This window comes from Parasphingomonas frigoris, assembly GCF_036663815.1.
Lineage (GTDB): Bacteria > Pseudomonadota > Alphaproteobacteria > Sphingomonadales > Sphingomonadaceae > Sphingomonas.
Genome location: NZ_JAXOJQ010000012.1, coordinates 30,093 through 51,567 on the forward strand (window position 1 = coordinate 30,093; position 21,475 = coordinate 51,567).

The 21,475-nt window shown below is 64.8% G+C and carries 18 protein-coding genes and 2 pseudogenes; 5 read left to right on the plus strand and 15 right to left on the minus strand.

Annotated elements, in window-relative coordinates:
- Positions 1–18: 18 nt before the first annotated feature.
- The 8 genes from cobA to U1872_RS20925 all read right to left on the minus strand — a co-directional run bounded on the left by cobA (position 19) and on the right by U1872_RS20925 (position 10,731).
- Entirely contained in the window at positions 19–885 is an 867-nt protein-coding gene (gene cobA / locus U1872_RS20890) for a uroporphyrinogen-III C-methyltransferase (protein ID WP_332794824.1), read from the minus strand.
- Positions 872–3,454: a molybdopterin-dependent oxidoreductase gene (locus tag U1872_RS20895; RefSeq protein ID WP_332794825.1), complete on the minus strand. Its 2,583-nt coding sequence runs from the start codon at positions 3,452–3,454 to the stop codon at positions 872–874. Before U1872_RS20895 ends, cobA begins: the two co-directional genes overlap by 14 nt.
- Positions 3,451–3,795, minus strand: a complete 345-nt coding sequence (gene nirD / locus U1872_RS20900) for a nitrite reductase small subunit NirD (RefSeq protein WP_332794826.1) — start codon at positions 3,793–3,795, stop codon at positions 3,451–3,453. The genes U1872_RS20895 and nirD overlap by 4 nt, the downstream gene beginning before the upstream one ends.
- Positions 3,792–6,260 (minus strand): nitrite reductase large subunit NirB, encoded by a 2,469-nt coding sequence (nirB, locus tag U1872_RS20905; RefSeq protein ID WP_332794827.1) that lies wholly within the window; start codon positions 6,258–6,260, stop codon positions 3,792–3,794. The genes nirD and nirB overlap by 4 nt, the downstream gene beginning before the upstream one ends.
- The gene (locus tag U1872_RS20910; protein WP_332794828.1) at positions 6,257–7,474 is read right to left on the minus strand and encodes an alginate export family protein; all 1,218 of its coding nucleotides are present in this window, start codon (positions 7,472–7,474) and stop codon (positions 6,257–6,259) included. Before U1872_RS20910 ends, nirB begins: the two co-directional genes overlap by 4 nt.
- Complete coding sequence (locus tag U1872_RS20915; protein ID WP_332794829.1) at positions 7,474–8,757, minus strand: nitrate/nitrite transporter; 1,284 nt, start codon at positions 8,755–8,757, stop codon at positions 7,474–7,476. The genes U1872_RS20910 and U1872_RS20915 overlap by 1 nt, the downstream gene beginning before the upstream one ends.
- 184 nt (positions 8,758–8,941) lie before the next feature.
- Entirely contained in the window at positions 8,942–10,156 is a 1,215-nt protein-coding gene (locus U1872_RS20920) for an ABC transporter substrate-binding protein (protein ID WP_332794830.1), read from the minus strand.
- A complete protein-coding gene (locus U1872_RS20925; protein ID WP_332794831.1) occupies positions 10,153–10,731 on the minus strand; it encodes an ANTAR domain-containing response regulator in 579 nt (192 codons plus the stop codon). The genes U1872_RS20920 and U1872_RS20925 overlap by 4 nt, the downstream gene beginning before the upstream one ends.
- Before the next feature lie 369 nt (positions 10,732–11,100).
- Here U1872_RS20925 and U1872_RS20930 point away from each other — a divergent pair, with 369 nt between their 5' ends.
- Positions 11,101–11,886 carry a hypothetical protein gene (locus tag U1872_RS20930; protein ID WP_332794832.1) on the plus strand — a complete coding sequence of 262 codons (786 nt, stop codon included), beginning with the start codon at positions 11,101–11,103 and terminating at the stop codon, positions 11,884–11,886.
- Positions 11,883–14,144 carry a hypothetical protein gene (locus U1872_RS20935; RefSeq protein WP_332794833.1) on the plus strand — a complete coding sequence of 754 codons (2,262 nt, stop codon included), beginning with the start codon at positions 11,883–11,885 and terminating at the stop codon, positions 14,142–14,144. The genes U1872_RS20930 and U1872_RS20935 overlap by 4 nt, the downstream gene beginning before the upstream one ends.
- 270 nt (positions 14,145–14,414) lie before the next feature.
- Here the strand turns inward: U1872_RS20935 and U1872_RS20940 are convergent, their stop codons facing one another.
- Together U1872_RS20940 and U1872_RS20945 are read right to left on the minus strand one after the other, a co-directional pair.
- Positions 14,415–15,998 (minus strand): MFS transporter, encoded by a 1,584-nt coding sequence (locus U1872_RS20940; protein ID WP_332794834.1) that lies wholly within the window; start codon positions 15,996–15,998, stop codon positions 14,415–14,417.
- A 246-nt stretch (positions 15,999–16,244) separates the two neighbouring features.
- Positions 16,245–17,147, minus strand: a complete 903-nt coding sequence (locus tag U1872_RS20945) for an SDR family oxidoreductase (RefSeq protein WP_332794835.1) — start codon at positions 17,145–17,147, stop codon at positions 16,245–16,247.
- 96 nt (positions 17,148–17,243) lie between these two features.
- Between U1872_RS20945 and U1872_RS20950 the strand changes: the two genes are divergently transcribed.
- Positions 17,244–18,080 (plus strand): helix-turn-helix transcriptional regulator, encoded by an 837-nt coding sequence (locus U1872_RS20950; protein ID WP_332794836.1) that lies wholly within the window; start codon positions 17,244–17,246, stop codon positions 18,078–18,080.
- 157 nt (positions 18,081–18,237) lie between these two features.
- A pseudogene (locus tag U1872_RS20955) lies at positions 18,238–18,369 on the plus strand (methyltransferase); the annotation flags it as partial.
- Between the two features lie 144 nt (positions 18,370–18,513).
- Here U1872_RS20955 and asd read toward each other — a convergent pair.
- The 5 genes from asd to U1872_RS20980 all read right to left on the minus strand — a co-directional run bounded on the left by asd (position 18,514) and on the right by U1872_RS20980 (position 20,741).
- Complete coding sequence (gene asd, locus U1872_RS20960; RefSeq protein ID WP_332794843.1) at positions 18,514–19,155, minus strand: archaetidylserine decarboxylase; 642 nt, start codon at positions 19,153–19,155, stop codon at positions 18,514–18,516.
- Positions 19,152–19,364, minus strand: coding sequence for a phosphatidylserine decarboxylase (locus U1872_RS20965; RefSeq protein ID WP_332794837.1), 213 nt, complete (start codon positions 19,362–19,364; stop codon positions 19,152–19,154). Before U1872_RS20965 ends, asd begins: the two co-directional genes overlap by 4 nt.
- Before the next feature lie 265 nt (positions 19,365–19,629).
- Positions 19,630–19,833, minus strand: coding sequence for a hypothetical protein (locus U1872_RS20970; RefSeq protein WP_332794838.1), 204 nt, complete (start codon positions 19,831–19,833; stop codon positions 19,630–19,632).
- A 271-nt stretch (positions 19,834–20,104) separates the two neighbouring features.
- Positions 20,105–20,458, minus strand: a complete 354-nt coding sequence (locus tag U1872_RS20975) for a hypothetical protein (RefSeq protein ID WP_332794839.1) — start codon at positions 20,456–20,458, stop codon at positions 20,105–20,107.
- Positions 20,433–20,741, minus strand: a complete 309-nt coding sequence (locus U1872_RS20980; protein WP_332794840.1) for a hypothetical protein — start codon at positions 20,739–20,741, stop codon at positions 20,433–20,435. The genes U1872_RS20975 and U1872_RS20980 overlap by 26 nt, the downstream gene beginning before the upstream one ends.
- A gap of 476 nt (positions 20,742–21,217) precedes the next feature.
- On the opposite strand from U1872_RS20980, the pseudogene U1872_RS20985 reads away from it, so the two are divergent.
- A pseudogene (locus tag U1872_RS20985) lies at positions 21,218–21,475 on the plus strand (prolyl oligopeptidase family serine peptidase); the annotation flags it as partial.

A 21,475-nucleotide genomic window follows, 5' to 3' on the forward strand; every position in this document is an offset into this window, starting at 1 on the left:
GCCTCGGGCCATTCCTGCTTAATAGGCGCCGAGGCGTTCTTCGGACGGACACTGGCCATCGGAGAATGACGACACCGTGAGCATACCGACAGCGAGAGTGCCGCTGCCGCTAGCCTCGTACGCAGCCCGGACAAGTTTCGGCGCAATTTGGGCACGCATTGCTTCTCCGACCAAGATTAACGCGGGGCCGGCACCTGAGGAACGATCGGTCACTAGCGCCAGCAAATCGAGTCGGGTATGGATGAGACGTTCCGATGGAAGGCTGACATCGCTCGCGATCAGCACCGGGGTGACGGGTGCGAGGCCGTTTGCGATAAGCTGGCTCGCGATATCAGCCGCCGCGCCGCGCCCCATGTAAAAGGCGAGGGTCGCCGAGGGATCTGAAAGCGCCGCCCATTCAAGATCCAGCGGCTCGCCAGCACGCGCATGGGCGGTTACGAAACGCAATTGACGCGCCGATCCGCGCTGAGTCAGCGACACGCCAGCACTGGCCGCCGCGGCGCTCGCCGCGGTGATACCGGGGCAAATCCGCACGCGAAGGCCGTGGCTCGTAAGCGCGTCGATTTCCTCGGTCGAGCGGCCGAAAATCGAGGGATCACCGCCCTTCAGCCGCACCACCCGCTCCCCGGCGAGCGCAGCCTCGACCAAAAGCGCGTCGATGGCGCCCTGCGTCTTGGAATGGCGGCCCGAGCGCTTGCCGACCGAGACGCGCGTGACATGCGCAGGGATCAAATCGAGTACTCCCGGTCCGACCAACGCATCGTAGAAGACGATGCTGGCCGCGCCGATTAGCCGCTCGGCCTTGCGCGTGAGCAGATCGGGGTCGCCGGGACCGGCGCCAACCAACCACACCTCGCCGGGTGCGATGAGATCAGACATGGACACTCTCCTGCGCGGGCAGCAATTTGGCGATGGCGGGGCGGCACGAACCGCAATTCGTACCGGCGTTGAGCGCGGCGCCGACCGCCTCCACGGTGACGAGCCGCTGGTCGGTGATCGCGGCTAACAGGGTATTGAGGCAAACGTCGAAGCAGACGCAAACGATCGCGCCGCGATCGGGGGCAGGAGTAGTCGGGCGCCCCGCAAGCACTTCGAACGACGAGGCTTCTTTCGTGCCGAGCTGCCCGATCAGCCAGTCACGCGGCGGCAGGGCGGCGCTGCGCGAGACGAACAACGCCGCCTGCAACTGCCCCTCTGCCAGCATCGCCGAGCGGACTACGCCGCGGCGTGCGTCGATCATCTCGGCGCGCTCGCCCTTGGGCATCAGCGCGGTCATCGCCGCGGGATCGCCTTCGCCAGCCAGTTCGACCAGCCAGCCATGCGCGGTGCGGATTCGTGTCCAATAGGCGCAATCCGGGATGCCCGGCCGCGCGCGCGAGACGAGGAAGCCGGTCCAGTCGGGCTTGTACGATCCGGCGCGCGCGGGGGTGTTCTTGAAGCCGGGCTGGCCCGAGATCGGATCACGATCCTGCCCCGGCAACAGACCCGCGCGACCGCCCGCGCTGGTTTGGTCGCTCCAGTGGATCGGCACGAACAGGTCGCGGCGGCGCTGGTCGGGCGTGACAGCGACGCGAAAGATGCTCGAGCCATGCGGGGTCTCGACCCGCGCGAGACCGCCATCGACGAGCCCGAGCCGCTGTGCGGTGTCAGGATGAACCTCGACCAAAGGTTCGCGGCGATGCTGCGACAGCTTGGGCGACAGGCCGGTTCGCGTCATCGTGTGCCACTGGTCGCGGTAACGGCCGGTGTTGAGTCGCAGCGGGTGGGCGCGGCTGGCGTCATCACGCGGCACGTGAACGACGGGCGCGAGCCGCGCCTTGCCGTCGGGCGTCGGGAAGGCGCGATCGGCGAAGGGCGAGGTGCCGCCCCATTGAAACTGCTTCATCGCTGCATAGGCCGCGTCGGTGATCGTCGCCCGATCGGAGATGTCGAGCACCCGCGTGCCGGCATTCTCGAAGCCGGTCTGCGCGGCGAATTCGCGAAAGACGCTCGCGACAGTCGGAAAGTCGAAACTGGCAAAGCCCATGCGCCGTGCGACCTCGGCGACCTGCCACCAGTCGGCGCGCGCGTCGCCCGGCGGCGGAAGGAAGGCGCGCTGGCGCGATATGCGGCGCTCGGAATTGGTGACCGTGCCGTCCTTCTCGCCCCAACCGAGCGCGGGCAACTTAACTTGCGCAAAGCGCAACGTATCGGTCTCGGCGATGCAATCCGACACGACGACGAACGGGCAATTGGCGAGCGCGACGCGCGCCATCCGCGCATCGGGCATCGAGACGGCGGGGTTGGTCGCCATGATCCACACCGCCTTGATCTTGCCCTTGGCCATCGCCTCGAACATGTCGACCGCCTTGAGCCCCGGCCCAGGGCAGATCGTCGGCGACTGCCAGAAACGCTGCGCGCGGTTCCGTTCGGCATCGGAGAAACCCATGTGCGCTGCGAGCGCCGAGGCGAGCCCGCCGACTTCCCGCCCGCCCATCGCATTGGGCTGGCCGGTGATGCTGAACGGCCCCGCGCCGGGCTTGCCGATGCGGCCGGTGGCGAGGTGGAGGTTGATGATCGCGTTCGCTTTGTCGGTGCCGCTGGTCGACTGGTTCACGCCCTGGCTGAACAGCGTGATTGTGTGCGGGTGATCCGCGAACAGATCGTAGAACGCCAGCAGGTCGGCGGGCGCGATTTCGCAGACGCGCGCTACGTCGGGGTTCGGCAGCGTCTTCCAGAAGCCGTCGGGGACGTGCACGCGCTCGGCCAGCGCCTTGCCATCGAGCCGCCAACTCGAGCGCATGTGCGCGAGTAGTCCAGTGAACAGCGCGACGTCGCTGTCGGGTGCGATCGCGAGATGGAGATCCGCACGCTCGGCGGTCTCGGTGCGGCGCGGGTCGATCACCACCAGCTTTGTGCCGCGCGCCGCCCGCGCCGCCTCAATCCGCTGCCAGATCACCGGATGGCACCAGGCGGTGTTCGATCCGACCAGCACGATCAGGTCGGCGACATCGAGATCGTCGTAGCTGCACGGCACGACATCCTCGCCGAACGCGCGGACATGCGCCGCCACCGCGCTCGCCATGCACAGGCGCGAATTGGTGTCGATATTGGCGGTACCGATGAAGCCCTTCATCAGCTTGTTGGCGACGTAGTAATCCTCGGTCAGCATCTGGCCCGAGGCATAGAAGGCCACGCTGTCGGGGCCATATTCGGCGATCGTCGCGGCGAACCGCTGCGCGACATGGTCGAGCGCATCGTCCCAGCTCGCCTGGCGGGTGCCGATCATCGGGTGGAGCAAGCGGCCTTCTAGGCCGATCGTCTCGCCGAGATGGGTGCCCTTGGAGCAGAGCTTGCCGAAATTCGCCGGATGGGCCGGGTCGCCTGCGATCGTCGCAGAGCGTGCGCCGGTGGGCGTGGCGAGCACGCCGCAGCCGACGCCGCAATAGGCGCAAGTGGTCTTGACCGTCGTCAAGCCACGCCTTCCAGCGCCGCCGCGCGGCCGATCAGGATGCGGCCACCATCAATCTTGACCGGGATCACCGGCACGCACCCCTTGTCTTCGCCCAGCACCTCGCCCGTGACCAACGAGATCCGCCAGTTATGCAGCGGACACGTCACCGTGGTGTCGTGGACGATCCCCTGGCTGAGTGGCCCCTGCTTGTGCGGGCACTGGTTGGCAAGCGCGTAAACCTCGCCATTGGCGGTGTGGAAGATTGCGATCTCGCGCCCGCCGCGCACCGGCAGCGTGCGCGCACCGAGCGCGGGGAGCTGGTCGACCGGACCGATGTCCAGCCATTCGCCGACCGCACTCATGCCGTCACCAACGCAGGCGCCGCGAGCGGACGGATTTCGGCGAGATGCTGGTGGAGTTTGTAATCCTCCCCCGCCGCGCGTTTCGCCCAGGGATCGTCCTGCATGAAGCGCTGCGAAAAGTGGAAGCGTGCGGTCAGCGCCACGCGGCCGTCTACATCCTCGACGATGCGCTGCTTGATATAGTCGAGCCCGACGCGCTCGACCCACGGCGCGGTGCGGTCGAGATAGCGTGCTTCCTCACGGTAGAGCTGGATGAACGCCGCGCAATGATCGAGCGCCGCTTGCTCGGTCGCAACCTTGCACAGGAAATCGGTGCCGCGCAGCTTGATCCCGCCATTGCCGCCGATCGACAGTTCGTATCCGCTATCGACGCAGATCACGCCGAAATCCTTGATCGTCGCCTCGGCGCAATTGCGCGGGCAGCCCGACACCGCGATCTTGAACTTGTGCGGCATGAAGCTGCCCCAGGTCATCTGCTCGGTCTTGATCCCGAGACCGGTCGAATCCTGCGTCCCGAAGCGGCACCATTCCGAGCCGACGCACGTCTTCACGGTGCGCAGCGCCTTGGCATAGGCATGGCCGCTGACCATGCCCGCGGCGTTGAGATCGGCCCAGACCGCGGGCAGATCCTCCTTCTTGATTCCGAAGATGTCGAGCCGCTGGCCGCCGGTCACCTTGACCATCCGCGCCTCGTATTTCTCGGCGACATCGGCGATCGCGCGCAATTCCTTGGGGTTGGTGACACCGCCCCACATCCGCGGGACGACCGAATAGGTGCCGTCCTTCTGGATGTTGGCGTGCATCCGCTCGTTGACGAAGCGCGACTGGTTGTCGTCGACGAAGTCGCCAGGCCAGGCGCAGAGCAGATAGTAATTGAGCGCGGGGCGGCACGACGAGCAGCCATCGGGCGTCGTCCAGTGCAGCGCCTGCATCACCTGCGGGATGGCCTTGAGGTCCTTCTCGAGGATCAGCCGGCGGACGTCCTCATGCGTGAAGCTGGTGCATTTGCACACGGTAGGCGCGGTACGCTCGCCGTCGAACGCCTCGCCCAGCGTCACCGCGAGCAGCCCCTCGACCAGATTGGTGCACGACCCGCACGAGGCCGAGGCCTTGGTGCAGGCGCGCACCGCATCGAGTGTGCACGCGCCGTCCGCGATAGCGCCGACCACTTTGCCCTTGCTAACGCCATTGCAGCCGCAGATCTCGGCGTCGTCCGCCAGCGCCGCGACTGCCGCATTAGGGTTTGCCGATGCCGCTCCCCCGCTGGCAAACGCCTGGCCGAAGATCAGCGCGTCGCGGATCTCGGCGACATCCTGCTGCTTCTTGAGCAGGTCGAAGTACCAGTTGCCGTCCTGCGTATCGCCGTACAGCACCGCGCCGATGACGCGGTCGTCCTTGACCACGACGCGCTTGTAGATGCCGCGGGCGGCATCGCGCATGACGATGTCCTCGCAGCCCTCGCCACCCGAGAAATCGCCCGCCGAGAAGACATCGATCCCCGAGACTTTCAGTTTGGTCGAAGTGACCGAGCCGGTATAGCCCGAGGGTGTCGCGACCAGGCCGTCGGCAAGACTGCGGCACATGTCCCACAGCGGCGCGACGAGCCCATAGACGAGGCCGTTATGCTCGACGCATTCGCCGACCGCGAGCACGTTAGCGTCCGAGGTCACGAGATGATCGTCGACATGAATTCCGCGCCCGATCGCCAGGCCCGCGGCGCGCGCGAGCTTGACGTTGGGGCGAATGCCGACCGCCATCACCACCAGCGCCGCCGGGATTTCTTGCCCTGTCTTGAGGCGGACGCCCTCGACCTTGCCCTGGCCGTAGATTTCGGCGGTGTCGGCGCCGGTCAGGATCGTCTGGCCCCGCGCCTCGAGCGCGTCCTTGAGCAGCCACCCCGCCGCCTCGTCGAGCTGGCGCTCCATCAGCGTCGGCATGATGTGGAGCACGGTCACCTTCATGCCGCGGAGCGACAGGCCGTGCGCCGCCTCGAGCCCGAGCAGACCGCCGCCGATCACCACCGCGTCGCCGCCGGCGTCGGACGCGCGCAGCATCGCGCCGACATCGTCCATGTCGCGAAAGGTGACGACGCCCTGCAGGTCATGCCCCGGCACCGGGATGATGAACGGGTCCGAGCCGGTCGCGAGGATCAGCGTGTCATAGCTCTCGACCCGGCCCGAGCGCGCGGTGACGGTCTGGATCTTGCAGTCGATCGCGACGACGGGGTCGCTCGCCACCAGCTCGATCGCATTGTCGGCATACCAGGCGAGATCGTTGATCACGATGTCGTCGAACGACTTGTCCCCGGCGAGCAGCGGCGAAAGCATGATGCGGTTATAGTTCACGTGCGGCTCGGCGCCGAAGATCGTGATGCGATAGCGGTCCACATCGCGCGCGAGGATTTCCTCGACCGCGCGGCAGCCCGCCATGCCGTTGCCGATGACGATCAGATGCGGTTTGGTCATGAGAAAGCCCAATCGAGGGAGAGCCAGAGCTTCTTGGTGTCGGTCGCGTAGCGATCGGCGCGATAATCGGCATATTTGAGGAGCGCGGTGTAGCGGCCCTGCTTGACGCTGAGCTGGGCATCGACCTCGTTGCCATAATGCTGGCCGAGCCGATCGCTGTCGAAGCGGTGATAGACAGCGGTCAGGCCGATCGCATCGATCCGGGCGACCTTCTTCCAGCAATAGCCGACCGCGCCATAGGCATCGCGCAGGCCGTTGGGCGGGGTGACGAGGAACTTGTCGGCCCAGCCGTTGAACTTGTGGAGCGTGGCGAGCGGGGTCTGGAAACTGGTGACCGCAACGCCTTTGTCCGCGCCGAGCACTTCATACCCGCCGGTCAGCGACAGCGCCTTAGCGGCAAGGCCGAGCTCGCCCGCATAATAATCGGCGTGATAGCGGTTGGGGTTGCGGTGATAGTCGCGCTGCGACGCGAAGCTCGCGAAGTATGTCAGCTTGAGCGTCTTGCTGAGCGGATAGGCCCCGGCGAAGCGGCCGCCATAGCTCTGGCTCGAATTGACGAACACCTGCCGCTGGTCCTGGTCGACCAGATAGGCAAAGCCCGTCAGCGTGCCGAGGCTGGTCTTGTAGCCGAGATTGGCGAAGACATTGTCGCCGCCGATCTCGCCCAGCCGCGCCGGACCGAAGCGATTGCCGCCGTCGATCCCCCAGATCGTGCGGACGTTGTTCGCATATGTGACGTCGGCCTTGAGGTTCTGGATCGCCGACCATTCGACGCGCACCGCATCGAAGGTCTGTTCATTGTCGCGCCACGCGACCGCGCCGACAAAGCGCTGGTCGTCGAGGTTGATCGCCTGCCGCCCGACGGTGACGACGGTCTGCTTGAACCCGTGATATTGCAGCTGCAGACGGTTGAGCTCGACATTCTGCGGATCGGGGACGATCGGAAAAGCGGTCTTGCCGTTGAGCCCGCTATTATACGCCGGGTTGATCGCGAGCGTTGCCTCGGATTCGGCGAGGAAGCTGAAATCGCTGAGCTTTGCCTCGAACCCGCTACGGATCCGGATCGTTACCGCGTCGGCATCCTTGGCGAGCGGTGCCTGCTCGACATGCTCGTAGCGCAGGCGGGCATCGATCAGCGGGGTCAGTTTGAGCGGGTCGGCGAGGGCTGGTGTCGCCACCAGCCCTCCCAGCGCGAGGAGCGCCAGCGCGCGCATCAGATCCGCGCTCCGTTCGCCGCGGTCCAGCTGCCGCGCCAGTGGCGCTTGACCTTGAGGATGCCGAGCAAGGCGACGACCGCGAGCCCGGCGAAGATCAGGAAGCCGGGCGAAGTGCTGCCGGTCCATTGCCTTGCGAAGCCGAGAGAGGAGGCGAGGTAGAAGCCGCCGATCCCACCGCCGAAGCCAACCACGCCCGTCATCACGCCGATCTCGCTGTGGAAGCGTTGCGGCACGAGCTGGAACACAGCGCCGTTGCCGAAACCAAGCGTCGCCATCACCAGCAGGAACAGGCCGAGCGAGACGACCAGCGAGGCAGGCGCGGTGCTGATCGCGACCAGAACGAGCGCCGCCAGCAGATAGACCGCGGTCAGCGTGCTGATCCCGCCGATCCTGTCCGCCACCGCGCCGCCGATCGGCCGCACCAGCGATCCCGCGAAGACGCACGCCGCGGTGCAATAGCCCGCCGTCACCGGGGTCAGCGCGAAACGGTCGGTGAAATAGACCGGCAGGCTGGCGGCAAGCCCGACAAAGCCGCCGAAGGTCACGCCGTAGAACAGCATGAACCACCAGGTGTCGGCTTCCTTGAGCACCGACAGATAGGCGGCGAACGGCTTGGGCGCGGGCTGGCTCGGCGAATCCTTAGCCATCGCCGTGTAGAGCAGGAACACGATCGCCAGCGGGATCACCGCGAGCCCCAGCACCGCGTTCCACCCGAACGCCTTGGCGAGCATCGGCGCGAACAGCGAGGCGAGCACGGTGCCCGAATTGCCCATGCCGGCGATCCCCATCGCCTTGCCCTGATGCTCGGCCGGATACCAGCGCGAGGCCAGCGGCAGCGCGACCGCGAAGCTTGCGCCCGCAAAACCGAGCACGACGCCGAGCGCGAGCGTGCCCGCAAAGCTGTTGACCCCGAACAGCCAACCGATCGACAGGCCGGCGATGACGATGATCTGCCCGATCGCGCCGGTCTTCTTCGGCCCGATCGCGTCGACCAGCAGGCCGTTGACGAGCCGCAGCACCGCGCCCGCGAGCGTCGGCACGGCGACCATCAGCCCCTTCTCGGCGGGCGACAGCGCCAATTCCTTGGCGATGATCGGCGCGAGCGGACCCAGCAGCACCCACACCATGAAGGCGAGATCGAAATAGAGGAAGGCGGCGATCAGCGTCGGGCGATGCCCGCTCTGCCAGAAGCCCGTCGCGGCCGGTGCGCCCGGCTTCGCCTTGAATCGCGCACTGGTCCCCACCAGCCCCGCGTCGAACTCGGTCTGCAACTGCGTCATCGTCCCGATCCCCCTCGAGCAAACGCAAAAAAGCCGCCGCGGCGCTCGATCATTCGAGACGCGACGGCGACTTTGCCAGAATGTTGGTGATGCCGAAGACGCTACTCCATTGCAGCGTCTCGACGATGGTCAAAAGCTGCATCGATTCGCGCGGCAACGCAACAATTTTCTGCGGTGTGCCCCATTATGCTTCGAATCCGCCCAGATATCTCGCGAGGTCGGCCGGATCGAAGCTGCGGGAGTCGAAGAACCGGTCGGCACCGAGGATCAAGCGCCCCTGCGTCGTACCAACACCAAGCGACCCGGCGATCCCGCCCTCGAGCTTCGAACTTGCACCCGGCAGCGGCACGCCGAGCGGTCGCAGCGCGGCGCGATAGACGTCGGGCCGGAAGACGCGTTGCGCCGCGTCATAATCGGCTGAGTTCGGGGCCGCGTGGCAAGCGACGCACATTTGCGCATAAAGCCACGCCGCCTGGCTGACCCAGGGGAAATTGGCCGCCTCGCGATGCTGGAACATGAAGTCGGGCACGTCGATCGGCTCGGCCCCCTGCGCAAAGACGATGCGGTCCGAAATCGCGTGGCCGATCAGCGTCGCCGACCCGTCGAGATAGTTGGGACCAGCCAGGATCGCAGCGATGTCCTCGCGCTGCGCCGGATCGACGAAGGCGATGCCCGCCCGGTAGAGCGCGCGCAGCAGGCGGTGGGTGAGGTCGGGATCCTCCTCCATCCGCGAGGTGCGCATCGCCAACACCTTTTCAACGCCACGCAGCCAGATCTGCGAAGTCACCGCGACGATCACTCCGACACCGCGGTCGACCGCGACGCTGTTCCACGGCTCGCCCACACAAATGCCGTCGATCTCGCCCGCCGCGAGCGCGTCGGCGGCGAAGGGCGGTGCGACAGTGACGATCGAGACGTCGGCGTCGGGATCGATCCCGCAGCCGATCAGCCAATAGCGCAGCATGTAATTATGGCTCGAATAGCGATGCACCACGCCGAACCGCAGCGGCGTGCCGCGCTCGCGTGCCGCCCGCGCAACTTCGGCAAGCCGCGCACCGATTACCGCGACGTCGCCCGGCCCACCCACCGCGGTGACCTGCGCGGCAAGATCGGGCCGCAGCGTGATCGCATTGCCGTTGAGCCCGAGCACGAACGGCACCGACAGTGGGGTCGCGGGTCGCCCCAACCCCAGCGTTGTAGCAATCGCCAATGGCGCGAGCAGATGCGCAGCATCGCTATGGCCATACAGCAGCCGGTCGTTGACCGTCGCCCAGCTCATGTCGCGCACGAGCTCGAGCGCGATGCCCTCGGCCTCGGCGAACCCGAGTTCGCGCGCGAGAATCGGCAGGGCGGCATCGACCAGCGGCAGGAAACCGATGCGGAACGGCGTTGTCGTCATAAATCCCCCATCAGCCGATTGGCGGTGACGATCGCGTCGGCGACGTCGCCGATCCGCCGCGCACTATCCATCGCCGCCTTGCGAAGCGCGGCATAAGCCGCGGGTTCGTCGATCCCGCGCTTCTTCATCAGCAGCGCCTTGGCCTCGTCGATCGTCTTGCGCTCGGCGAGCGCGGACCGCGCTTCGTCGAGTTCGGTGCGCAGCCGCGAATACGCTCGGAAGCGGCGGATCGCGAGTTCGAGGATAGGACGGATGCGCTCCTTCTTGAGCCCGTCGACGACATAGGCCGACACGCCCGCGTCGATTGCCGCCTCGATTCCGGCGACATCGCTCTGGTCTACGAACATCGCGACCGGCCGCGCCATCGCCTTCGACAAAGCGAACAGTTCCTCGAGCTCGTCGCGATGCGGATTGGCGAGGTTGATCAGCACGACGTCGGGCGACAGCGACTCCAGCCGTGCGGCGATGCCGCGGCGGTCGATAAAGATCGTGACGTCACTCAGCCCCGCATCGCGCAGACCTTCCTCGATCACGGCCGCGCGGGCGGCACTTTCATCGATAATCGCAATCCGCAAATGCGTATCCCCCACGAAACCCTTAGACCGATGACCTAGAAGACCAAAGCTGATTAAGCGTACGATGTACTCGCACCGTGAGCGCGCCTACGACGACAGATTCTGGGACTGCAAATATATCATGGAAGCGGCGATATAGGGCGCACTGCTGACCGGACGCTCTGCGCAGCCTAATCGGCAGCTTTTGTCGGTATCGGACGTTTACCAAAGCTGATTTGAATGAGCGGGTTTGGTCGACACCCGCCGCAGCAGCGACAACCCAAAAGCGGCCATTTGGCTGCTTCCCGCGTTGCCCAACTCCGGACGTTGGTTCATGAGCAGCCGCCGTGGTCAAGATGCGTATCCGCGCCATCTTGGCTGAGGCACACAATGACCACATCGCTCTTCCGCGATGCAGCGGGGACGTTAAGCTCAGGCGTGCGCGCCGCTCTTCTCCTCTCCCTTGTACTGATTCTGGCCGGTTGCGATGCAAGGCAGGGCAAGCCCGCTCGTTCGCGTTTGATTTTATGGGCATGGGAGCGTCCCGAGGATCTGCGGTTTCACCCGGATGCAGACATCGCGATCCAGACTGGGTTTATCGAGATCCGAGGGGACGCGCTCAAGGCACGTGGGCGCTATTTCCCGCTGAGGAGCACGAAGCGGCCCTCGACGGCGCTGGTCCATGTTCAGATCGACCATAGCGAGCCGCTCCGGTGGAGCCCGGCCCTGCGCGCCCAACTCGCTGCGGCGATCCATTTCTATGCGACGGCGACGCCCGCACCGCGCGTTCAGCTCGACTTTGAAGTGCGGAAGTCGGAGCGGCAAATTCTGCTCCAGGCGCTCACCGATCTGCGCCGCGCTCTGCCACCGAAAACCGAACTGTCGATCACCGCGCTGGCGTCGTGGTGCATGGACGATGACTGGCTGCAATCCGCGCCGGTCGACGAAATCGTGCCGATGCTGTTTCGCATGCAAAAAGATGGGCCTGCGATCATCAAGACGCTGGCGGACGGCGGCGATTTCCGCAATCCTCGGTGCCGCGCCGCCGTTGCGATATCGAGCGATTCTCCGATCGCTCGTGCACAGCCAGGACGGCGCGTCTATCTTTTCAATCCGCGCAGCTGGACGCAGCAGTCGTTCCGCCGGGCGCAACACGTGGTGGAGGCGTGGCGATGAAACGTCTGGCGGCGACGTTGGTGTCGGTGCTTGTGATGTCTGGTCTGGTGGCCCAACCGGCGGTCGGATCGGGCGACATGGGTCCCTCGACGACCTTTATCGATCGCCACGGCGGCAACCCGGCCGAGCGGGCCCGGCTTTACCGAGGCAAGATGGGAGTCCTGCTCGCGAGTTCATCGGACGGGCTGCTGTATCTCCAATGGCGCCTGAGCAACGGGCTGCCGGTCGGCGACGCCGCGGGAGCGGCACTCAACGCGAGCTGCTGTGACATTCCGGCCTATGGCGGCAGTCCCGATGGCGGCATGCCGGGATGGTCGAAAGCGACCGAGCTGGTGCCAGGCGTGTGGCATGTTTCGAGCTGGGTCGCGACGGAGCTTCCCGGCCCCAACTATACCTGGATCCCCAACTGTTTTCGTGACGCATTCGACGTCGCTGCGACGACGCTGAAAGATCGGGTGGCCCGCTATGGAGCGAACGACCCCGCTGTCGCGGCCTGGCTCATCACCCAGAACGCGGTCTTCAACGCGTGCAGCAAATCGGATGCTGTGCTGCCCGCTCCCATGGCTGGCACACCGCAATGGCTGAAGGCCGACCGCGCGTATCAGGAGGCGGCCTTCGCGCTCTATAAGGGGCAGAGCGAGGAAGCGTTCAGGAGGTTCCGGGCGATCGCCCAGGACGGCGCCTCCCCGTGGCAAACGAAGGGCCTGTATCTTGCGGCGCGTGCGCGCCATCGGGCTGCGCTGACGCATCCCACGCCGCAAACGTTTGGCGCCGCACGAGCCGCCATCGCGCTCTTGCGGGCACAGCCGAGTGCCTATGGTTACGGCGAAGTGCGCGGGATGTTGCGCGCGCTCGCCTATCGCGATCAGCCCGACCTGTTGTTCAGGCGGCTCGAGGGCGAGCTGAACGCCAAAACGCCGACGCCCGATCTGCCCAAGGGCCTGCGCGACTACACGACGCTAAGCCCCCGATACACGCCTCGCCCCGACATTGCCGACTGGCTGACCACGCTGCACAGCTATGACCACGTGCCCGCTGCGGCGCACGCCGCCGAGCGCTGGACCGCGACCCGAAAGTTGCACTGGCTGATCGCCGCGCTCGCTCTGGCGCAACCTGGGGATGGCGCCACCCGCAGCCTCGTCGCCGCAGCCGCTGCCGTGCCAAGGGCGAGCCCGGCATGGCTGACCGTTCAATATCATCAGATACGGCTGACCTTTAGCGCCGGCGATCCGACGCATCTGCGCGACCGTGTCGATGCAATCCTGGCCTCCGACCTCTCGAGCTCGGACCGCAACTTGTTCCTCGCCCTACGCACGCAGCTCGCGACAAGCCTTGCCGACATGATGCGTTTCGCGCTGCGCCGGCCCTTCTGTTCCGAGGCGCCCGAAAATTGCCGCGAAGCCGACTGGCTGCGGGCGGACAGTACGCTCGCCGAGGTCAGCCAGAACGGGCCCGTCGTCGCGATCGGGCCCGAGGCCAAAGCGCTTCTCGACCGGCTGCCGCTGCGCACGCGCATGGCTGCCGGCGCCGGACTGCCGCGCTTGCTCCGCCTCGACCTTGCGCTCACCAACTATGGCCGTGCGGTCCAGCTCCAGGACGATCAGGCGATCGATCGGCTTGCCGGCGAGCTTGTCGACCTGTTGCCTGCACTTCGCAGGGATTGGGTGACGATCCGTCGGACGCGACCGGGGCCGTCCAAGCGCTTTGCCGAATATTTCGTGCTGGCGAAGATTCCCGGCGTCTCGCCCGACTTTACCGATTATGTCCGTCCGCAAGGCGCCTTGCGCCATTGGCAGGGCCACTGGGTGGACTGGATGATCGCAGCGCGCGCGGCGGGCGCACCGGTCGATCCTCCCGGCGCGGGGCGCTATAGTCCGTGGGGATGGTCCACTGGCGATAAAGATATCGACCTGGTTTGTTTCAGCAATTGTGGCAGCGGGATATTCCCGTTGCGGCTGCCGAGTTTCGCCGCGACGCAGCAGACCAAGGCGCAGTCGGAGCGCGACCGCTTGCTGTTCTTCAATGACCAGAGCAAAGACCATTTTCGGGCCGGCGGTATCTCGGCCTGGGGTGGGCTTCTGGCCTATGCTCAGTCCAATCCGCGCGATCCGCGGTCTCCCGAAGCCCTCTATTGGCTAATCCGCATCACGCATTGGGGTCATGCGCATGACCGGGTTGGCTACAAGGCGTTCCAGCTGCTCCACTTACGCTATCGCGGATCCGTATGGACGCGTCGTTCGCCCTATTATTACGATTGACGTCGTAGGGATTATCAACGGGGGTTTGCCTCTATGAACAACCATCACCCTTAACCATACGAAAGTCCGATCGGCGGTAGCCGGACATCAACTAGGCCTGCGTCATCCGTGAAGCAGCCGCCCTGCTTCGGCTCAGTTGACCCAGTTCCGAACGTTCACGCTGCCTTTAGCGTATGCCAGAACCAGACGTTCGTTCATCTAGCCAAAATCTTCCCATGAGACGTATCTAACTACTGAACGCTGCTCCCGCTGCAGCTTTGCGGACAGTGCCTATGCCGCCGTTTGTTCGGGCTGTGCGGTGTCGACGTCGAGATCCCGCAGGTCGCGCCCTCGCGTTTCGCGGCCGAACCAAGCCACCAGGCCGAACGAGATCGCGGTCGGGATCATCACCAGCAAAGACGACACGCCCATCGAGAACACTACTCCAGAGATCGTCAGGCCCTGGGCCAGCAGGCCGCCACCCTTGGTACAGGCGGCCACCCAGCCCGTTGCCCGGCCGCGTACCGCGAGCGGGAAGCTTTCAGCGGTATAGGGCAGCACGGTCGCGATGATGCCGTTCGTACCGACGATCAGCAACGCGACTGGCAGGACCGGACTCCCCGTTCCGCTCGCTTCGAGCTGTAGGACCAAGAACAAACCAGCTAGCGTAACGGCAATCATCGTGGCCAGCGCCCATTTGGTGCTCCATCGACTGTACAGCAGCGCCGCGACGAACACTGTCGGGAAAGCAATCAAGGCACTTTCGGCAAGGAGTCGGCTAGACAGGCCGACCGAATAACCCTTGGCCACAAGATCTGCTGGCAACCAGAGGAGCAGACCAAAGTTTACCAGGCCCCAGGACAGCGCGCAGATACTGAGCGCGGCCAGTTTTCCGTACAAGTGCAGCCCAGTCAGCGCTGTGGCGCCGCGCTGCGGTGCGATCCCTGTATCGCTTGCGCGATGCGCCGTTGCTCCGAAACGGCGCATGACCTGCTCCGCTTCTTCGACTCGTCCACGTGCTAGCAGGAACTTGGCCGACTCCGGGATCAGCGCGCCCAGTGCAACGAGCAGCAGGCCAGACGGCAGGTTGGCGAGCCAGAGGATCCGCCAGCCAAAGATCGGCTGCAGGACCGCCGATAGGCCGCTGGCCGCGAAATAGCCGCCGACCGCCCCCAGTCCGCCGACGAGCACTAAGCTCCAGCCGCGATGACGGCTCGGCATCATCTCGGCGAGCAGCGCGTAAGTCACCGGAAGCATGCCACCCGCCGCGGCGCCCATCATGAAACACATCGCGATGTTCCAGGCGAGCGACGGCATGGCGCCGCAGATCGAGGTGCCAACGAACATCACCGCCGACAGCAGTATCGACGCCTTGCGCCCATACACATCCGAGATCCAGCCCCAGAGTACCGATCCCGTCACAGTGCCCGCCAGCGCGAAGAACGGCACCAGCGAGACGGTTTTCTTTGGCACGCCATATTCGCTGATCATGCCGGGCACGGTGAACCCGAGCGAGGCCGGCTTCATCACGTCGATCACCAGCGCCACGACCAGCACCCCCATCAGCCCCCAATGTGCCGGCCCCAGCGGGGCGTCCTCAGGCGCTGCGACAACGATATAGGCCGCGGAAGCGCGCTGCGCCCCCAAATTGCGTGGCAACAGGCCATAGCCCGCGAGCAGCGTCCCGGCGACGATCAGCGCCATGCCAATTAGCATCGGCGTGTCCATCGGCATGCCGGCCAGACGGTAGTGCATCGCCCGCGCCATCGCGAACATCGGCAAATGGGCACACACGCCCACTGTGACTGCCAGGCAGCCAAGCAAGAAGGCCCACAGCGCCTGACGGTCCGAAAGTGTGCTGCTCAAAGCCTTCATGTCTGATCGCCCCCATGTGCGCCTTGGGCTTGCCCATGATCCACCACGACGTCCAGCGGGGGCGCAAGGTGCACCCTGTCGCACCCGGACTGCTCAGATCCAATTGCCGACATTCAGTGCGTCAGCGCGGCTTTCCAACACCGGCCGCTCGTTCATGTGCCAGGAAGCATCTCTTACTCCTTTATCACGGGGGTGATGGGTTGCTCGCTTGCTCGGCGATTCCGCTTGCCAGCGATCGTTGCAGGATCAGGCCTCGGCGGGCGGCGAAAAGTCCATCGCGGCGAGGTCGGTGAGCAGATCGGGGCCCGTCGGCTCCCACCCAAGCCGCGCGCGGGTCCAGGCATTCGACGCAATCATGTCGAGCACTGCGAAGGGTGCCATCCAGCCAAAATACTGCTCGACTTCGTCGGCTGCGACTGAGCGGACGGGCAGCCCGGTTCCCTTTCCAAGCGCCTCGGCGATGGCGCGGGCGGTGACGCCCTCCTCTACCGACGCATTGTAGCGCGCACCCGGTTCGCCCTTCTCCAGCGCCAGGACGTACAGCTTCGCCACATCGCTGACATGTGCCGCCGACCAGCGCGTCTGCCCCTCGCCGACATAGGCCACCGCCCCGGATCGGCGCGCCTCGGCGACCAACGGCGTGATCAGGCCGGCCTTGGTGGTGTCATGGACTTGCGGCAGCCGGATAGTGCGCACGTCGATGCTCCGAGCGATCAGCGCCGCGCCGGCGAGTTCGGTCGCGATGCGCGGGTTGGCATGGCGCGGGTTGAGCACGTCCTCGGTCGCCGGGCCGCCGTTCAGCGGCGTGCCGATGCCGACGCCCGAGGTGATCAGGATCGGTTTCTGGGTCCCCTCCAGCGCCGCGCCCATCGCGGCGATGGCGCGTTCGTCCTTCTTGGTATTTTCAAAGAACGTCGCGAAATTATGGTCGAACGCGCAGTGGATCACCGCATCGGCCGCCGCCGCGCCGCTCGCGAGCGTCTCAGGCTGTTCCAGGTCACCGCGATGGACGCCTGCACCGGCCGCTTCGAGGTGCCGCGCGCCGGCGTCGGAACGGGCGAGCCCGAGCACCTGATGGCCGCGCGCGATGAGTTCGGGAACGACCTGCGAGCCGATGAAGCCGGTCGCACCGGTGAGGAACACGCGCATTTCAAATCTCCCATTTGCCGGAAAGGCATATCGCGGCCGGTTCGAGAGTGTTAAAGTAGTGACCTTATCATGGTATACCGTCTAACAGGATCAATCATGGCCAGCGAAGCGCCCAATCCGCTTGGAGCCTATCTCCGCGATCGCCGCACCCGCCTTGACCCGGTGGCCCTGGGGTTTGTCGGCGGTCGGCGACGCACCCCTGGGCTTCGCCGCGAGGAAGTGGCTGCCCGGGCGAACATCAGCCCGACCTGGTACACCTGGCTCGAACAGGGTCGCGGCGGCGCGCCGTCAGCCGACGTGCTCGACCGTATCGCCAAGGGCCTGATGCTTACCGATCCGGAGCGCGAGCACATCTACATGCTGGGCCTCGGCCGTCCGCCAGAGGCGCGCTATCTGCCGGTCGACGGCATCTCCCCACGGCTGCAGCGGGTGCTCGACGGAATGGTGCTGAGCCCGGCGATCATCAAGACAGCGATGTGGGATGTCGTGGGCTGGAACCTGGCGGCGGCGGTGCTGCTGACAGACTATGCCAAGCTGCCGCGTGAAGGGCGCAACATCCTTCGCATGATGTTCGGCAGCGACCATATCCGGGTTCGAAACGCGGACTGGGAAGGTGTTGCGCGCTTCGTCGTTGGAGCCTTTCGTGCAGACGTGGCGCGGGCGGGCGCCAACAGCAGCGCGGCGGTGACCAACCTTGTCGCTGAATTGTCCCGCATCAGCCCCGAGTTCGAGGCGCTGTGGCAAGACAACGACGTGGTCGCTCACGGTGAGGGGATAAAGCGCATCCATCACCCTGAGGCAGGACTGCTCGCCATGGAGTTCTCGTCGTTCGCAGTTGAAGGGAGGCCGGAACTCGGAATGATTATATATAATCCCGCCTCGGCAGCAGACGCAGAGCGATTGCGAATTCTGCTGGACGCTCGCGAAAGCTGAGTGGATCGCCCCGCCGAGACAGAAAATACGACCCACAACTAGGCCTGAGACCTACATTCCCCCCTTTCCCGATCTCGGCGGTGTGTTCACGGCACATCGCCAACCATAGATGTAAACGGGCACTTCACCCTCCCGATATATCCTACGGCGCTGACTCGACACCTTGGAGATACCCAAGGGGGTTTTGACACTGCCACCGGGCTTTGCGGACGGTGATCACGATCGGGCGCGTTATGCTGCCATTGGCGAGAGCGACAGGGTGACGTTGAAGTTCATAAAGCCGAAGTGATCCCACCAATCGGTCGCTTAGCGTTCCGGCGGAGAGGACCCAGTTCCGGACTTCTAGGATCGGGCGAGCGCTTCCAAAGACCCGACATCCGTTCATTTCATCATAGACTGTTTCAGGATAGGTGTGTTGGTTCAGGCTCGGGCGTCAAATCGGGTGATCGCCCATGCGCTCACCAAGCCGCACCGGCCGCGCTGGCATCCAGCTCTCATCAAAAGCGATCGTTCCCTGCCGGAACAGCATGACGATCGTCGAACCAAGCAGGAAGCGCCCCATTTCCTCGCCCTGCTTGAGAGCTACCTCTTGATTGGCGTAGCGCCATTCCGTCAGCTTGCCAGTACGCTTCGAGTTGACGGTACCGTGCCATGCGGTAGCCATGCTCCCGACAATTGTTGCTCCGACGAGAACCATCACGAATGTACCGTGATCCGAACTCTCGAATACGCATACGAGGCGTTCATTTCGCGCGAACAGATTGGGCACGCCGCGCGCAGTGACCGGGTTTACCGAAAACAGAGTGCCCGGAATGTAGCTCATGCTGATCAAACTGCCGGCGCACGGCATATGCAGACGGTGATAGTCACGCGGCGACAGATAAAGATTCACGAAACTGCCATGACGAAACTCGGCTGCCAGTGTGCCGTCACCGGCAATCAGTTCGGTAGTGGTGAACCGGTGTCCCTTGGCCTGCACAATGTGATGATCGTCGATCTCCCCGATTTGGCTGATCGCGCCATCGACCGGGCAGATGAAGTCAGCATGCGCTAGTGGGCGAACACCCTCTCTCAGAGGCCGCGAGAAGAAGTCGTTAAGCTGGCGTAGCTAGCGATATCCGAATTCTCGGCTTCGCTCATATCGACCCCGTATCGGGCGACGAACCACCGGATTAGTCGGGTGGTCATCGCACCACCTCGCGCCCGGGCGATGCGACCAGCTAAAAGGGTCAGGCGTTGTTTTGGCAGGGCATATTGAACCAGGATAGTAAAGCGATCGGACATCTTGGACCCTCGAGTATCGGCCAGCGGATGTGACGGTCAATAGTTCCGCTACGCGAGCATCTCATGAAGCACATCTCCTACACGGCGCACTCCAAAATGCCCACAGAACCACTATATCGGCAGTATGGGCGGTCGGGGCAGCGATACCGGCCGCGACCATCCGCCTCATCTGCGATCGAGGTGTTTTGATAACCCTCCAGCCGTTCCTATGCGCGCCGGACCGATTAAGACGTCGATCCGGACGGGCCGGATTGAGGCGCTTAGCCTAATGGCGTGGCGCTTCCGCGATAGTCGTCATCTTGTCGATCATCTCTAACCACTGCTTGGATTTCCGACGATCGACGGCGTCAACAGCCCTGAAGTTCGCGAAGGCTTCATCAGGCCAGCGTTCCCCATGGGCTTCCATAAAAGCAGCGGCCTGCATCCAGTGACGCACCTCGGTGCTTTCATCGAATCGATCGTCTGCCAACGGGCGCCCTCACTTCCTCTTGCCATTTAGCAGCATAGCGACCGCCGGCATGTCAGCAACTCGAATGAACAAGGTATGCAATCCCGGCACTCATCTGCGTGATCGGTGCGGCCTCTGACATAAGCAAGGCCTCCCGATCCTAGCGATCGCATTGGTCGTGGTGCCGATCCAGCTCGTCGTCCGCCGTCCCCAATGACCCAGAAACTGCTTAAAAGCACCTTTAAGCGGCGGATCGAACATTGCTTGGCGATGGCGCCCGCACCTCTATCCATCACGAACGGGGTCCTGACGCGTACCAGTCCGCATAGCTTGTTGTTCGTGCCATATGGCGGTTGAGGTCGGGGGCACCGTCTTCCCACCAGACCGGGCCGCGCTCGCCGAGCGCGACCTTGGCAGCCTGGACCGCGCCGTGCGCACGGTCCTCGGAAACACCCGCCCGCCGCGCGGACGCGACGGCACGGCGGGCCTGCATCAACTCGTCGACGAGTGCGTTGCGGTGCCCCGGTTCAAGATGCGGGTTGGCGGCGCGCCACAGCCGTCCCCGCACCACGATATAGCGCCCATCCGGCGTGACCCGCGGCCTGGACGCACGGCCCGCGTCACCCGATCGCGACATCGGCAGCATTGAATTCGGCGAAGGCGCCCCGGATCTCGTCGGCACGATCATCGTCCTCGACGTCGACGGACACGGTGACCCGTCCGTTCAGCGCCGCGTCGTCGCTGGCTTCGTGTCTTGGCTCGCCCGGCTCGGCATCCGCCCCGGCGACTTCGTCCCCTGCGGTGTTATCAGCGCCTGCGGCCACAACGAAAATGTCGGTTCGCTCGACGCCCAGCTCTTGGACGAGGCGTTCGACCGTCATATCGGCCTCGCGGCGGGTCGCGAAGTTGGCGGTAAGCGTCGTCGGCATGACAATAATCCCTTTTCGGGCGAGCCAAGCGATCGCCGTAAGTGTTTAACGCGCGGCGGAGGGATCGGGCACGGCGAAGTATGATATTTTGCGCACGGTGAACGGGGTACCGACTATCCGTTCGCCGTCCTCGCCCCCACACGGTCCACAGCGATCAAGAATAAGCCCGCGCACTCGGCATTTTTCGTTACGCTGACCGGTAGCTTGGCGGCGGCGAGGAGCCAATCCCAGTCGATCCCAAAGTACCTTTGTTTCCCCGAAGGCGGACGCTTTTTTCGGTTCGAAATTGATTTGAGCCAGTTTGCTCTCGGCAAACAAGCAGCGAGCCGGAAATCGCACGCGCTGTGATTTTCGAAGCCGCTAAAACGGATAAACCTTGGAGGGCTTTCGCGGTCGTCCGACGATGAAAATACCCTTCGCGATCAGCTAACCGACATGTACCTACTGGCCGATCAATAACGCGAGCCACGTCGATGATGCGTCTGATACCAGCGGCACTTCTACTCTCCATCGTTGCACCTTCGGCGGCCCCCGCCCAGTCGAGCACGGACGATCCGTACCTCTGGCTCGAGGAAGTGAGCTCCCCGCGCGCGATGGACTGGGTGAATGTGCACAACGCGCGCAGTGTCGCGGTCCTGGAGTCCGACCGGCGCTATTCGACGCTTTACGCTCAAGCGCTCGAGATCGCGTCGGCCAAAGATCGCATCCCCGCACCGACCTTCGCGCACGGCGAG